This window comes from Enterobacter sp. 50588862 (genome assembly GCF_001462935.1).
In the GTDB taxonomy this organism is placed as follows: domain Bacteria; phylum Pseudomonadota; class Gammaproteobacteria; order Enterobacterales; family Enterobacteriaceae; genus Enterobacter; species Enterobacter bugandensis.
Genome location: NZ_LNHM01000022.1, coordinates 32871 through 46358 on the forward strand (window position 1 = coordinate 32871; position 13488 = coordinate 46358).

The window sequence follows — 13488 nt, forward strand, 5'->3', positions numbered from 1 at the left end:
GCCTTAGGAGTTGTTCCTGGATGACAGGGAATTGAGCCAGTATCTACTGGGTGTGTCCAAGGCGAATGTCCTCTTAGCGTAATCGTGCGCGCATGTTACGCCAGCAGTAACTGTGGCGTCAACACGCAACGGAACGCTGAAGGGCATTAATTGACCTTCAACGTATAAGGCTAGCAGATTATTACAAAATAATGATATTTTTCTGAATGTTAGACTGTTTCCAGCTTCGCGTAGGCCGCCACCAGCCATTTGATCCCCTGCCCCTGGAACGCGACCTGCAGGCGGCTGTGCTCGCCGCTGCCTTCCAGATTCACAATGGTACCTTCGCCAAACTTAGAATGGCGCACACGCTGGCCCAGCTTGTAGCCGGTGTCGGTTTCAGAGATCGGCGAGCCCATGCGCGGATGGCTAACCGGACGGCTGATGCTGGCGCGCAGACGCACCTCTTCCACGCACTCTTCCGGCAGTTCACCGATAAAGCGCGACGGACGGTGATAGACCTCTTTACCGTACAGGCGGCGGGTTTCAGCGTAGGTTAGCGTCAGCTTCTGCATCGCTCGCGTCACGCCCACGTAAGCCAGACGACGTTCTTCTTCCAGACGCCCGCCTTCATCGAGCGACATCTGGCTTGGGAACATGCCCTCTTCCATGCCGACGATAAACACCTGCGGGAACTCCAGACCTTTGGCGGAGTGCAGGGTCATCAGCTGAACCGCGTCCTGCCAGGTGTCCGCCTGCCCTTCACCCGCTTCCAGCGCGGCGTGAGAGAGGAACGCCTGCAGCGGCATCAGGTCTTCGTCTTCTTCGTTGTAGCTGAACTGGCGCGTTGCCGTGACCAGTTCCTCTAAGTTCTCAATACGGGTCTGACCCTTCTCGCCTTTTTCCTGCTCGTACATGGTGCGCAGGCCGGAGTCTTTAATCACCCGGTCGGTCTGCACGTGCAGCGGCATGTCGGCGGTTTCCTGCGCCAGGGCGTCAATCAGCTCAAGGAAGCGCTGCAGGGCGCTGGCTGCGCGTCCGGCAAGGGCCTTTTCCTGCAGCAGCTCGCGGCACGCCTGCCACAGCGTCAGCTGGCGATCGCGCGAGGCCTGACGCACCACGTCCAGCGTACGGTCGCCAATCCCGCGAGTCGGCGTGTTCACCACGCGCTCAAACGCCGCGTCGTCGTTGCGGTTGGCGATCAGGCGCAGATACGAAAGCGCATCTTTGATCTCCTGACGTTCGAAGAATCGCATGCCGCCGTAAATGCGGTACGGCATGCTCACCTGCAGCAGCGCCTCTTCCAGCACGCGCGACTGGGCGTTGCTGCGGTAGAGAATGGCGCACTGCTCCAGCGCGCCGCCGTTGTCCTGCCAGGTTTTGATGCGGTTCACCACGAAGCGCGCTTCGTCGAGCTCGTTGAAGGCGCAGTAAATCGAAATCGGTTCGCCGTCGACGCCGTCGGTCCACAGCTTTTTGCCCAGACGCCCGTTGTTGTTCTCAATCAGGGCGTTGGCCGCGCTCAGGATGTTGCTGGTTGAGCGATAGTTCTGCTCCAGACGGATGGTTTGCGCGCCGGGAAAATCGTTGAGGAAGCGCTGGATGTTCTCCACCTGCGCGCCGCGCCAGCCGTAGATCGACTGGTCGTCATCGCCCACGATCATCACCTTGCCGGTATCTCCGGCCAGCAGGCGGATCCACGCGTACTGGATGTTGTTGGTATCCTGGAATTCGTCAACCAGGATGTTGGTGAAGCGTTCGCGGTAGTGCTGCAGGATATGCGGTTTGTTGAGCCACAGCTCGTGGGCGCGCAGCAGCAGCTCGGCGAAATCCACCAGGCCGGCGCGATCGCACGCTTCCTGATAGGCCTTATAGACGTTCTGCCAGGTCTGCTCGACCGGGTTGCCGAAACTCTGAATGTGGTGCGGGCGCAGCCCCTCGTCTTTCTGACCGTTGATGTACCACATCGCCTGACGCGGCGGCCACTGCTTCTCATCGAGGTTCATCGCCTTGATCAGGCGCTTCAGCAGACGGAGCTGATCTTCGCTGTCGAGGATCTGGAAATCCTGCGGCAGGTTAGCGTCCATATGGTGCGCGCGCAGCAGACGGTGCGCCAGGCCGTGGAAGGTGCCAACCCACATGCCGCCCTGGCTGGTGCCCATCAGCTGGGCGATACGGTGACGCATCTCCGCCGCCGCCTTGTTGGTAAACGTCACGGCCATAATCGAGTACGGTGAGCAGTTTTCCACGCTCTGCAGCCAGGCGATACGGTGAACCAGCACGCGTGTCTTACCACTCCCCGCCCCAGCCAGAACCAGCAGGTTGGTGCGCGAGGCGGCAACCGCGTCACGCTGTTTGTCATTAAGGCTGTCGAGCAGGTAAGAAACGTCCATTGGCACCGTCACGTCATGTCGGGCAGGCAAATGTTTCCACTCGCCAAAACCCTGTTAATTTATACAGAACAATTGATGATTATATCAGCGTCGTGAGGGATGCCAACCGCGAAATTTCCACGTGCGGCAGAAGACGGCTGTCTGTTGCGGTCATCAGCTCCGCATTTTCTGGCTTGATCCAGCAGGCCTGCATGCCGCAGCGGATGGCACCGGCCACGTCTGTGGTCAGGTCATCCCCCACGTGCAGGATCTCACCCAGCTGCAGGTTAAGCTTCTCCGCTGCCAGATGGTACATGTCGCTGAACGGCTTCGCGCGCCCGTGCGGACCCGCGCGCAGCACGAATTCAAAATAATCGCTGAGGCCAAACAGCTCCGGCTGGGCATTGCCGTTGGTGATGGCCACCAGCGGCCACTTTTCGGCAAGCTTCGCCAGCGTGTCGTGGGTTTCCTGCGGCACGTCGATGCGGCTGCGCCATTTGGCGAAGTTTTCCATTGCCGCTTCGGCACCGACGGCGGCATCCTGTGCGCTCAGACCCGCGTTCAGCATCGCCTGCTCAACCGCGCGACGACGCCATTCGGTCACGTCGTGGTAAATGTCCGGCTCGGTCTCCCGCAGGGACTGACGCAGCTTCTGGAAATCCTTGTTCTGCATCGCCTTCAGCGCGGGATGGTAGTTCTGCACAAACGCCAGCGACTCCTGCTCGGTACGCAGGATCACCTCGCGGTTGTCATAAAGGGTGTCATCAAGGTCAAACGTCAGGGCTGAGATCTGACCGAGTGGGCGGTAAAAACGCATTATTTCCCCCGTTTGGCGCGTGGATGCGCCGCGTCATACACCGAGGCAAGGTGTTGGAAGTCTAAGTGGGTGTAGATTTGAGTGGTCGACAGATTCGCGTGGCCAAGCAGTTCCTGTACGCCGCGCAGATCGCCGCTCGATTCCAGCATGTGTGTCGCAAAAGAGTGGCGTAGCTTGTGGGGATGCACGTGGCTGTTCAGCCCCTGCTTGATGCCCCACTCCGCAAAGCGCTTCTGCACGTTACGCGCGGAGATCCGCTTGCCGAGCTTTGATAAAAACAGCGCATCCTCTTCCGCGCCAAACAGGCCGCGCAGATCCAGCCAGTGCTCAATCCAGGAGACGGCGTTGCGGCCAATCGGCAGGCGGCGCTCTTTGCTGCCCTTGCCCATCACCCACACTTCGCCGGATTCCAGATCGAGATGCTTTAAGTCGAGGTTCACCAGTTCGGAGAGACGCAGGCCCGCACCGTACATTACCTCCAGCATCGCGCGGTCGCGCACGGCCAGCGGATCGTTTAGATCGATATCCAGCAGGCGGTTTACGTCGTCGACGTCAATATTTTTCGGCAGATGGCGCGGGGCTTTTGGCGTGGCGATCCCTTTTGCCGGGTTAGCTTTCAGCTTGCCCTGGCTGACCAGCCAGTCGAAAAAGCTGCGCAGGGCAGAGAGCCGGAGCGCAAGGCTCGCCGGGCTAAGGTTTTTTTTACGGCTACGCACGACGAACCCGCGTACCGTGGCGGCGTCACATTGTTGCCAGCTTTTCAGGCCGATTTCTTCGGCAATCTGCATGATGGCATCAAGCTGACGCTGATAGTTAAGCAGCGTAATGGGGCTGAGCTGGCGCTCAACGCCCAGATAGCGCAGAAACCGGGTGACGTCAGTGGCGAGCAGTCCGTCCGTCATACGCGTTCAATCCAGCGCTCCAGCAGCTCGGGCAGCATCAGGGCGATCTCCTGCAGCAGGTGCGTGGCTTGCCCCTGCTCATAGTGGTGCGCGTCGCGGCTGGTAAATAATATTACCCCCAGGTCGCCATCGCGCCCCATCAGCGACATCGCCACCGAGCCAATCGCTTTGGCTTCCGGCAGCACTACCAGCAGCTCAGGTCCGTTCAGCGGCCCCAGATAGTGATGCTCATGACCCAGGCGCTGAATGCGCAGCGGTTCAAACGCCTGACGGCTGAGCGCCAGATGGGTGAACCCCGACGGTGCGCCGATGCGCCAGCGGTCAGGGAACAGACGAATCGTTGCGCCCGCCAGCCCCAGCTCGCGCGCCCAGCGATGGAAGCGGCTGAGAAACTCTTCAAGGCTATGCGCCGAGGCCAGACGCGCCTGCAGGTGCAGAAGGCGATAGAACAGGCTTTCGTTGGTGCTGGCCTGCTCCATCAGCAGCGTCATATTCTCTTCGAGCTGGTTGATGTGGTTACGCGAGCGCGCCATGTGCCATTCGACCAGCGACACGGTCCCGCGAACCGGATGCGGCACGCGCATTCGTTCGACGACGCGTGCATTGCGAATAAAAAACTCAGGATTGTTCAGCAGATAATCAACAACAGCGCTGTCGTCCAGTTCCGTCACTGTTTCCTGCAGTTCTTCCCCTGGTTGTTTCATAGATGGATAAACCCGTCATAAACATGTGTCGCCGGGCCAGTCATGTACAGTGGATGACCCGCTCCTTTCCAGGCGATATCAAGACGACCGCCCGGTAATTCCACGCGAACCTCTTCTGCCAGTAACCCCAGGGAGATACCGACGGCCACCGCCGCACAGGCGCCGCTTCCGCAGGCCTGGGTTTCGCCCGCGCCGCGCTCGTAAACCCGCAGACGGATGTGTTCACGCTTCACTACCTGCATAAAGCCGATGTTCGCCCGCTCCGGGAACCGCTCGTGGCTCTCCAGCACCGGACCGAGCGTTTCGACCGCCGCAGTTTCCACGTCATCCACCTGAATCACGCAGTGCGGGTTACCCATCGAGACAACGCCGCACAATACTGTCTGCTCGGCCGCCCGCATAATATAGGTCTTTTCCGCTTTGTTTGCGCGAAACGGCACGGCGGAAGGCTCGAAGTTAGGCTCACCCATATTGACGCGCACCAGCTCATCGTCGGTAACGCTGAGCACCATACGACCGTTGGCGGTACTGACGCGGATATCGCGCTTATTGGTGAGCCCTTTCAGGCGGACAAAGCGGGCGAAACAGCGCGCGCCATTGCCGCACTGGTTAACCTCACTGCCGTCAGCGTTGAAAATACGGTAGTGGAAATCGAGGTCAGGATCGTAGGGCGGCTCAACCACCAGCAGCTGATCGAACCCCACGCCCACGTGCCGATCCGCCAGGCGGCGGATCAGTTCCGGGGAGAAAAACACATTCTGCGTTACCGCGTCGACGACCATAAAATCGTTGCCAAGGCCATGCATTTTAGAGAACTGCATCATTTGCTCCATTGCGCGGGTACAGAACGTTGTCGTCAGAGGTTAACCTGAGTCGGACCGCCGTTATCGCCACGATCGTTAGTCTTTGGCGTGGAAGACTCGATGCCGCTGTTAACCGGTTTTGTCGGCGGCGGCGCGGTTTTATCCGCAGGCGGGAAGTAGAGTGGTCCCTTCAGTCCGCAGCCGGTCAGGCTAAACAGCGTGATGAGAACGGCAAGCGTTCGGAAAGCGTTTTTCATTATAAAGTTGCCCGTAAGTTCAAATCTGTTTCTATCATCGCAGGAGAAGACACAAAAGCAAGAGTTTGCCGCTTTCCTGCAACGGGAATTATTTAGCGTTATACTGCCGCCATCACGAAAAACAGGAACAAAACCATGAACGACAGTGAATTCCATCGCCTTGCCGACACCCTGTGGATGACCATCGAAGAACGTATCGACGACTGGGACGGCGACAGCGATATCGATTGTGAAATCAACGGCGGCATTCTGACCCTGAGCTTCGAAAACGGCAGCAAAATTATTATTAACCGTCAGGAGCCGCTTCACCAGGTGTGGCTGGCGGCCAAACAGGGCGGCTATCACTTTGATTTGAAGGGTGACGAGTGGGTTTGCGATCGCAGCGGCGAAACGTTCTGGGATCTGCTGGAACAGGCGGCGACCGCGCAGGCGGGCGAGGAAGTGCGTTTCAGGTAGTTTTGTTGCCCGGTGGCGGCTACGCCTTACCGGGCGAAAAGCCTCAGGAAAAATACTGCTGCAACAGCGGTGCGGTATCCTGATTCGCAGGCACTGCTGGGGTAATCGCCTGCGTACGGAACGGGATCACCTGCGCTCGCCCATCCACGTTCACAATCTGGTAGAACTGCGGCAGGTTGAAGTTGATAAAGCTGGAACCGTAGGTGAAACGGTCATGCGAGGAAGAGTAGAAGCGGCTGACGTCGCGCACCAGCTCCTCTTTGCTGCCTTCACAGTGGTGATACACCTCGGCGCGGTTGGTCTCATCCAGAATGTAGATGTTGAACCCGGCATCGTCGCCCGACTCTTCAAAGAAGAACTGAATAATCCCTTCACTGGCAAAGCCATCCACCACCTGCGGCAGCTTGACGTGGTTGGTTTCCACCTGAACCGACAGGCCGTGCAGCTTGTTGTGTGAAATCGCGCCGTAGAACTCGATAGCGTTTTCCAGCTTCTGCACCGACACGTTCAGACGCTCGAAGAACAGGCCCCACGTCTGCCCGGAGACGCGCAGCGCTTTAAAGCGCCCGGTTTCCTGGCGGGTGCTGGAGAGACGCAGTTCGATGCATTCAGACACCAGCTGCTGCACGCGGGTACGAATTAAACCGCGAAGGTGCTGGCTGTAGCAGAACACTTCGACGCTGTCCGGCGGCGCGGCGTCCTGGTGCATCTTGCCGAGAATGGTTTTCAGCGCTTCAATCATCGCCTGCTCGCCGTTGAAGTGCAGGGTACGCACTTCGTTCCACGAGTTGCGGTACAGCAGGTCTACGCTGCCCACCAGGCAGTTTTGCTGCTCGCCAAAGCTGAAGACGTCCAGCTTGCGGAAGTCAAAATGGACCACCTGATTGCGGAAGGCCGCCGTCGGGTCGTACTCCAGGTTAACGATGATTGCCAGGTGACGGATCTCGCACGGGCTGTAGAGCGCTTTTGGCGTTGGGGCAGGCAGACGCAGCGGGAAGTGGTGCGAGACATCCGCCACCATCTCCTGCAGCTTAGCGAGATCGACCACCTCGTTGCCTTTGATAAACAGGCGCGTGCGCGAGGTCAGCAGGCCGTTAAACCAGGCCCACGCCACCAGCTTGTTCAGATAGCGGTTATATTCCAGCGGCTGATGGCTGATGATGGAATCCATGCTTGGCGCACGGTTGTACAGATACCACCCGGTGCGGTTCGCGCGGCCCGGCGGCACATAGATAAAGGTCAGGTTTGGTTCAGACAGGTCAGGCGAAATCTGCGGGTTAACCAGGGTCACTTTGCCCGGCAGCGCTTCAAACGCGGCGTACAGCTTACGGGTTAACACCCCGATATCCTGCGGGCTGGCGGAAACGCTAAGGTTATTGCGGCGCGCAAAACGGATCAGGTTACGGTAGCTTTGCATCATCGCGTCGAGCAGTTCGTTGTGCGCTTCACGCACCTGATCGATCTTCCAGTTGGCGCGGTTATCAAGCATGGACAGACGCGCTTCGTCCCATCCCCACTCTTTCACTAGCTGACTGACCACTTCACGACGCCAGCCCACGCAGGCGCGCTCACGGCTCAACTTCTCACAGACTTTGAGATAGAAACATCGACGCACCAGGTCAAGACGCGTGGCGTCATCAATGGCTTTCAGGTATTCGGTTACGCGCTCCAGCATCATGCAGTAAGCGTCCAGCCCGAAGGAGACAATCTCGCCATCGTGCAGGCGCTGCTTGATGTCTTTCGCCAGCAGGCGCGGCGTAGGGTATTCCCAGGAGTAGGCTTCGAGCAGCAGGGTTTTGAGTACCGCTTTGTACGGTGAATCAATACTCTTATAGAGCTGCCAGAGGCTTGCGCCGAAGTACTCTTCGGCAGACAGGGAGCTCAGGCCGCCCAGATCAAGCCACTCGTTAGGCGTCAGTACGCCCTGCGAGTAAAGCGACATGACGTAATCGTCATAATTCTCTTCTTCATCGCACGGCACCATATTCCACAGAATACGTTTCCCGGCCAGGCGAACGGCAGTACGGTAAAACTCATCCAGCAACAGAATGTGCTGGGTCGAGCCGCAGTCCTCACCACCCAGACTGCCGCTTTCGTTATGGCGGAAACGGTTTTCATCAATCAAGAAGAAGCTCACTTCCACGCCGAGCGATGCCGCCCAGCTCTCCAGCAGGCTGCATTTACGCTGCAGCAGCTGGCGCTCTTCGTTGTCGAGCCAGGACTGATGGCAGACCCAGATGTCCAGGTCCGAAGAACAGCTTTGCCCTACCGATGAGGTGCTCCCCATGGAGTAAACGCCGGTAATCGGCAGTTCACCTTTCGGAGAAACCTGAGGCGGCATGCCGCGGTAGAGTTCCAGCTCGTTCAAATAATGCTGTTGGGTTTCATCAGGCGTGAAGAGGCAAATGCCCTGGGGAACGTTACCATCAAGGTAGCCAGGCATTAGCGGGTGGTGATAGTGCAATAATGTCGGCAGCAGACTGTATACCTGCTGGAAAGCAGGGCCCATGGCAGCAAGCGCGCGATCCACACGCAATTGATTTATGGCATCCAGTCTCTGTTTCAGAGTCTCAATATAGAGGTACAAGACGTATCGCCTGATGTTTCCGGGTATCGTAAGCTATTCAAAACACGAATAACAGCGAGCCCGCAGTATTTCAAAAAGATAACCGTTACCCTTTTTTCGCCCTTGTCATTATGGTGGTACCGACGAAAAAATGGTCTAAAACGTGATCAATTTAACACCTTGCCGGTTGACCGTAAAGAAAGATGCGCTACATACAAGTGTAGCACCGTTCTGTACGTGTAAATTCCTGAATACGGCTATGGCTGACGAATACGCCGCCTTGTCCCTCTCACGCTTCATCAACCGTAAAACTGCCATCCCAGAGTCAACAATGTTAGGATGGTTAGCGATTGATAATGACGGTAACAAGCATGTTAGACAATGTTTTGAGAATTGCCACACGCCAAAGCCCTCTCGCGCTCTGGCAGGCACATTATGTGAAGCAGCGCCTGGAAGCCTGCCACAGTGGATTGCGCGTCGAGCTGGTGCCGATGGTCACGCGCGGTGACGTGATCCTCGATACGCCGCTGGCGAAAGTGGGCGGCAAGGGCCTGTTTGTCAAAGAACTGGAACTGGCATTGCTTGAGAACCGCGCCGATATCGCCGTACATTCGATGAAAGACGTGCCCGTCGAGTTCCCGGAAGGGCTGGGGCTAGTGACCATCTGCGAGCGCGAAGACCCGCGCGATGCGTTTGTCTCAAACCGCTATGACTCGCTCGACGCGCTGCCGGCGGGTAGCGTGGTTGGCACGTCCAGTTTACGCCGTCAGTGTCAGCTGGCGGAGCGTCGTCCTGACCTTATCATCCGCTCGCTGCGCGGTAACGTTGGCACGCGTCTGGGCAAGCTGGATAACGGCGATTACGATGCCATTATTCTTGCCGTTGCAGGCCTGAAGCGCCTGGGGCTGGAGGAACGCATTCGCGTGGCGTTGCCGCCAGAGCTGTCGCTGCCGGCCGTCGGACAGGGCGCCGTCGGCATTGAGTGCCGTCTGGACGATGCGCGCACCCGCGAGCTGCTCGCTCCGCTGAACCATGACGAGACCGCAACCCGCGTAAAAGCCGAGCGGGCGATGAATACTCGCCTCGAAGGCGGGTGTCAGGTGCCGATTGGCAGCTATGCTGAATTAACAGACGGTGAACTGTGGCTGCGTGCGCTGGTGGGCGCGCCGGACGGTTCACAGATGGTGCGCGGCGAACGTCGCGGCAAGCCGCAGGATGCCGAAGCGCTTGGCGTGTCGCTGGCGGAAGAGCTGCTGAATAACGGCGCACGTGAAATTCTGGCCGAGGTCTATAACGGAGAACCCCCTGCATGAGTATTCTTGTCACCCGCCCTTCTCCCGCAGGAGAGCAGTTAGTGAGCCGTCTGCGCGCACTGGGGCAGGTGGCCTGGAGTTTTCCGCTAATTGAATTCTCCCCCGGTCGGGAGCTCTCTGCGCTCGCCGACCAGATGAATACTCTTCAGGAAGGCGACCTGTTGTTTGCGCTATCGCAGCATGCCGTGGAATTTGCCCATGCGCAGCTGCAACAGGCGGGAACACGCTGGCCGACCGCTCCGCGCTATTTCGCTATCGGCAGAACCACCGCGCTGGCCTTACATACCGTGAGTGGAACAGACGTTCGCTACCCGTTGGATCGGGAAATCAGCGAAGTCTTGCTACAATTACCTGAATTACAAACTATTGCCGGAAAGCGCGCGCTCATTTTGCGCGGCAACGGTGGCCGCGAACTGCTGGGTGAAACGCTGCGGGAACGCGGGGCTGACGTCACGTTTGTTGAGTGCTACCAGCGCTGTGCGAAACACTACGACGGTGCTGAAGAGGCGATGCGCTGGCACGCGCGCGGTATTAATACGCTGGTGGTCACCAGCGGTGAAATGTTACAACAGCTTTGGTCGCTGATACCGCGTTGGTATCGCGAAAACTGGTTACTCCGCTGTCGGCTTCTGGTCGTCAGTGAGCGTCTGGCGAACCTCGCCCGGGAACTGGGCTGGCAGGATATTCGGATCGCTGATAACGCCGACAACGATGCGCTGCTGCGCGCATTACAATAACTCTCAAATGGGAAGCCATAATGACGGAACACGAAAAATCCTCCGCCGTGGTTGAAGAGACCAGGGAGACTGTGGAGACAACGCCACAGCCAGAGACGACTGAGAAAACCGCTGAGAAGAAAAACGGCAGCAATAAAACCAGCCTCGCGCTGAGCGCGATTGCCATCGCCATTGCGCTGGCAGCAGGCGTCGGCCTGTATGGTCTGGTAAAGCAACAGAGTGCTAACCAGACGGCCACCAGCGATACGCTGGTCAATCAGCTTACCTCCCTGCAAAAAGCGCAGGAAACGCAGAAAACCGAGCTGGAAGCGGTGATTAAGCAGCAGGCCGCCGCGCTTGCCGAGGCGAACAGCAAACAGGAAGAGCTGACCAAACAGCTGGGCGAAGTACAGCAGAAAGTCGCCACCATCTCCGGCACCGATGCCAAAACCTGGCTGCTCTCGCAGGCCGATTTCCTCGTCAAACTCGCCGGGCGTAAGCTGTGGAGCGATCAGGACGTGACCACCGCCGCCGCGCTGCTGAAAAGCGCCGATGCGAGCCTGGCCGACATGAACGATCCGAGCCTCATTACCGCGCGCCGTGCGATTACCGAAGATATCGCCAGCCTCTCCGCCGTTTCACAGGTGGATTACGACGGCATTATCCTCAAGGTGAACCAGCTTTCGAATCAAATAGATAACCTGCAGCTGGCGGATAACAATGACGACGACTCCCCGATGGACTCTGACGGTACCGAGCTGTCCAGCTCCCTGAGCGAATGGCGCATAAACCTGCAGAAAAGCTGGCAGAACTTTATGGACAGCTTCATCACCATCCGCCGTCGCGATGAAACCGCCGTACCGCTGTTAGCGCCGAATCAGGATATCTATCTGCGCGAAAACATCCGTTCCCGCCTGCTGGTCGCGGCGCAGGCCGTGCCGCGCCATCAGGAAGAAACGTACAAACAGGCGCTGGATAACGTCTCGACGTGGGTACGCGCCTACTACAACACCGATGATGCAACGACCACCGCCTTCCTCGAAGATATCGACAAGCTGAGCCAGCAGAACATCACCATGAACGTGCCGGATAAACTGGCCAGCCAGCCGATTCTGGAGAAGCTGATGCAGACGCGCGTGCGTAACCTGCTGGCGCAGCCGGGCGTTCCGGCCGGGCAGACCGGCACAGCGGCGGCACCAGCGCCTGAAAGCGCGCCACAGGGAGAGTAATGATGCTAAAAGTCCTTTTACTCTTCATCCTGCTGATCGCCGGGATCGTCCTGGGCCCGATGCTTGCAGGTCATCAGGGATACGTCCTGATCCAGACCGATAACTACAACATTGAAACCAGCGTAACGGGTCTGGCGATCGTTCTGATCCTCGGCGTCGTGGTCCTGCTTGCCGTTGAATGGATCCTGCGCCGTATTTTCCGCACCGGTGCCCATACCCGCGGCTGGTTCGTTGGTCGTAAGCGTCGCCGCGCCCGTAAGCAAACGGAACAGGCACTGCTAAAGCTGGCCGAAGGCGATTACCAGCAGGTTGAAAAGCTGATGTCGAAAAACGCCGATCACGCGGAACAGCCGGTGGTGAACTATCTTCTGGCCGCCGAAGCGGCGCAGCAGCGCGGTGATGAAGCCCGCGCTAACCAGCATCTGGAACGCGCGTCAGAACTGGCGTCTGGCGACCCGATCCCAGTGGAAATTACCCGCGTACGCCTGCAGCTCGCGCGCAATGAGAACCACGCGGCGCGCCACGGCATTGACCGTCTGCTGGAAATCGCACCGCGTCATCCGGAAGTCCTGCGCCTTGCGGAGCAGGCCTATATTCGTACCGGAGCGTGGGGCTCGTTGCTGGACATTATTCCGTCGATGGCGAAGGCCGAGGTGGGTGATGATGAACATCGTGATGAACTTCAGCGTCTGGCATGGATTGGCCTGATGGATCAGGCGCGCGCCGACCTGGGCAGCGAAGGCCTGAAAACCTGGTGGAAGAATCAGAGCCGGAAAACGCGCCAGCAGGTCCCCCTGCAGGTGGCCATGGCGGAACATCTTATTGAATGTGACGATCATGACACTGCCCAGGAGATCCTTCTCGACGGCCTGAAGCGCCAGTACGACGATCGCCTGGTCATGGTGATCCCGCGCCTGAAAACCAATAACCCCGAGCAGGTCGAAAAAGTGCTGCGCCAGCAGATCAAAACCGTCGGTGACCGTCCGCTGCTGTGGAGTACCCTGGGCCAGTCGCTGATGAAGCACGGCGAATGGCAAGAGGCGAGCCTGGCCTTCCGTGCGGCACTGAAACAGCGTCCGGACGCGTTTGACTACGCGTGGCTTGCCGATACGCTGGACAAACAGCATAAGCCAGAAGAGGCGGCCGCCATGCGGCGCGATGGGCTATTGCTGACGCTGCAAAATAACGGTAACCCGCAATAAATAAAAAAGGAGGCCAGACGGCCTCCTTTTTTTATCGCCTTTCTCCTGCTACATTCTTTACACCCACATCTGCAAACGAACCCGCCAATGTAACGATGTCTTTTCATTAACCTTTTTTCACACACGCGCACTTTCTGCAGCGTGGATTAAATCGTTTTTGAAAGGAAATCTT

General features: G+C 58.2%; 13 protein-coding genes. 5 read left to right on the forward strand and 8 right to left on the reverse strand.

Features of this window, described 5'->3' with window-relative positions; genetic code table 11:
- Positions 1 to 3: 3 nt before the first annotated feature.
- The 7 genes from ysgD to lptM all read right to left on the reverse strand — a co-directional run bounded on the left by ysgD (position 4) and on the right by lptM (position 5834).
- Positions 4 to 60, reverse strand: coding sequence for a YsgD/CorL family protein (gene ysgD / locus APT89_RS24585; protein WP_212743980.1), 57 nt, complete (start codon positions 58 to 60; stop codon positions 4 to 6).
- 149 nt (positions 61 to 209) lie between these two features.
- Entirely contained in the window at positions 210 to 2372 is a 2163-nt protein-coding gene (uvrD, locus tag APT89_RS11335) for a DNA helicase II (RefSeq protein ID WP_041911833.1), read from the reverse strand.
- Positions 2373 to 2451: 79 nt separating this feature from the next.
- Entirely contained in the window at positions 2452 to 3168 is a 717-nt protein-coding gene (gene yigB, locus APT89_RS11340) for a 5-amino-6-(5-phospho-D-ribitylamino)uracil phosphatase YigB (RefSeq protein ID WP_060572383.1), read from the reverse strand.
- Positions 3168 to 4070, reverse strand: a complete 903-nt coding sequence (gene xerC, locus APT89_RS11345; protein WP_041911832.1) for a tyrosine recombinase XerC — start codon at positions 4068 to 4070, stop codon at positions 3168 to 3170. The genes yigB and xerC overlap by 1 nt, the downstream gene beginning before the upstream one ends.
- Positions 4067 to 4774 carry a DUF484 domain-containing protein gene (locus tag APT89_RS11350; protein ID WP_028014794.1) on the reverse strand — a complete coding sequence of 236 codons (708 nt, stop codon included), beginning with the start codon at positions 4772 to 4774 and terminating at the stop codon, positions 4067 to 4069. Before APT89_RS11350 ends, xerC begins: the two co-directional genes overlap by 4 nt.
- On the reverse strand, positions 4771 to 5595 hold the full coding sequence (dapF, locus tag APT89_RS11355; protein ID WP_060572385.1) for a diaminopimelate epimerase: 825 nt from the start codon (positions 5593 to 5595) through the stop codon (positions 4771 to 4773). The genes APT89_RS11350 and dapF overlap by 4 nt, the downstream gene beginning before the upstream one ends.
- 35 nt (positions 5596 to 5630) lie before the next feature.
- Entirely contained in the window at positions 5631 to 5834 is a 204-nt protein-coding gene (lptM, locus tag APT89_RS11360) for an LPS translocon maturation chaperone LptM (protein WP_041911830.1), read from the reverse strand.
- A 135-nt stretch (positions 5835 to 5969) separates the two neighbouring features.
- Here lptM and cyaY point away from each other — a divergent pair, with 135 nt between their 5' ends.
- On the forward strand, positions 5970 to 6290 hold the full coding sequence (gene cyaY, locus APT89_RS11365; RefSeq protein WP_041911829.1) for an iron donor protein CyaY: 321 nt from the start codon (positions 5970 to 5972) through the stop codon (positions 6288 to 6290).
- Positions 6291 to 6333: 43 nt separating this feature from the next.
- On the opposite strand, the gene cyaA is transcribed toward cyaY, so the two are convergent.
- A complete protein-coding gene (gene cyaA / locus APT89_RS11370) occupies positions 6334 to 8877 on the reverse strand; it encodes a class I adenylate cyclase (RefSeq protein ID WP_060572387.1) in 2544 nt (847 codons plus the stop codon).
- Between the two features lie 350 nt (positions 8878 to 9227).
- Here cyaA and hemC point away from each other — a divergent pair, with 350 nt between their 5' ends.
- From hemC to hemY, 4 genes are read left to right on the forward strand one after another with little or no spacing between them, the layout of a single operon-like run.
- A complete protein-coding gene (hemC, locus tag APT89_RS11375) occupies positions 9228 to 10169 on the forward strand; it encodes a hydroxymethylbilane synthase (protein WP_060572390.1) in 942 nt (313 codons plus the stop codon).
- Positions 10166 to 10906: a uroporphyrinogen-III synthase gene (hemD, locus tag APT89_RS11380; protein ID WP_045631336.1), complete on the forward strand. Its 741-nt coding sequence runs from the start codon at positions 10166 to 10168 to the stop codon at positions 10904 to 10906. The genes hemC and hemD overlap by 4 nt, the downstream gene beginning before the upstream one ends.
- A 20-nt stretch (positions 10907 to 10926) precedes the next feature.
- Complete coding sequence (gene hemX, locus APT89_RS11385; RefSeq protein WP_041911826.1) at positions 10927 to 12114, forward strand: uroporphyrinogen-III C-methyltransferase; 1188 nt, start codon at positions 10927 to 10929, stop codon at positions 12112 to 12114.
- A gap of 2 nt (positions 12115 to 12116) precedes the next feature.
- Positions 12117 to 13316 carry a protoheme IX biogenesis protein HemY gene (gene hemY / locus APT89_RS11390; RefSeq protein ID WP_028014802.1) on the forward strand — a complete coding sequence of 400 codons (1200 nt, stop codon included), beginning with the start codon at positions 12117 to 12119 and terminating at the stop codon, positions 13314 to 13316.
- Positions 13317 to 13488: the final 172 nt, after the last annotated feature.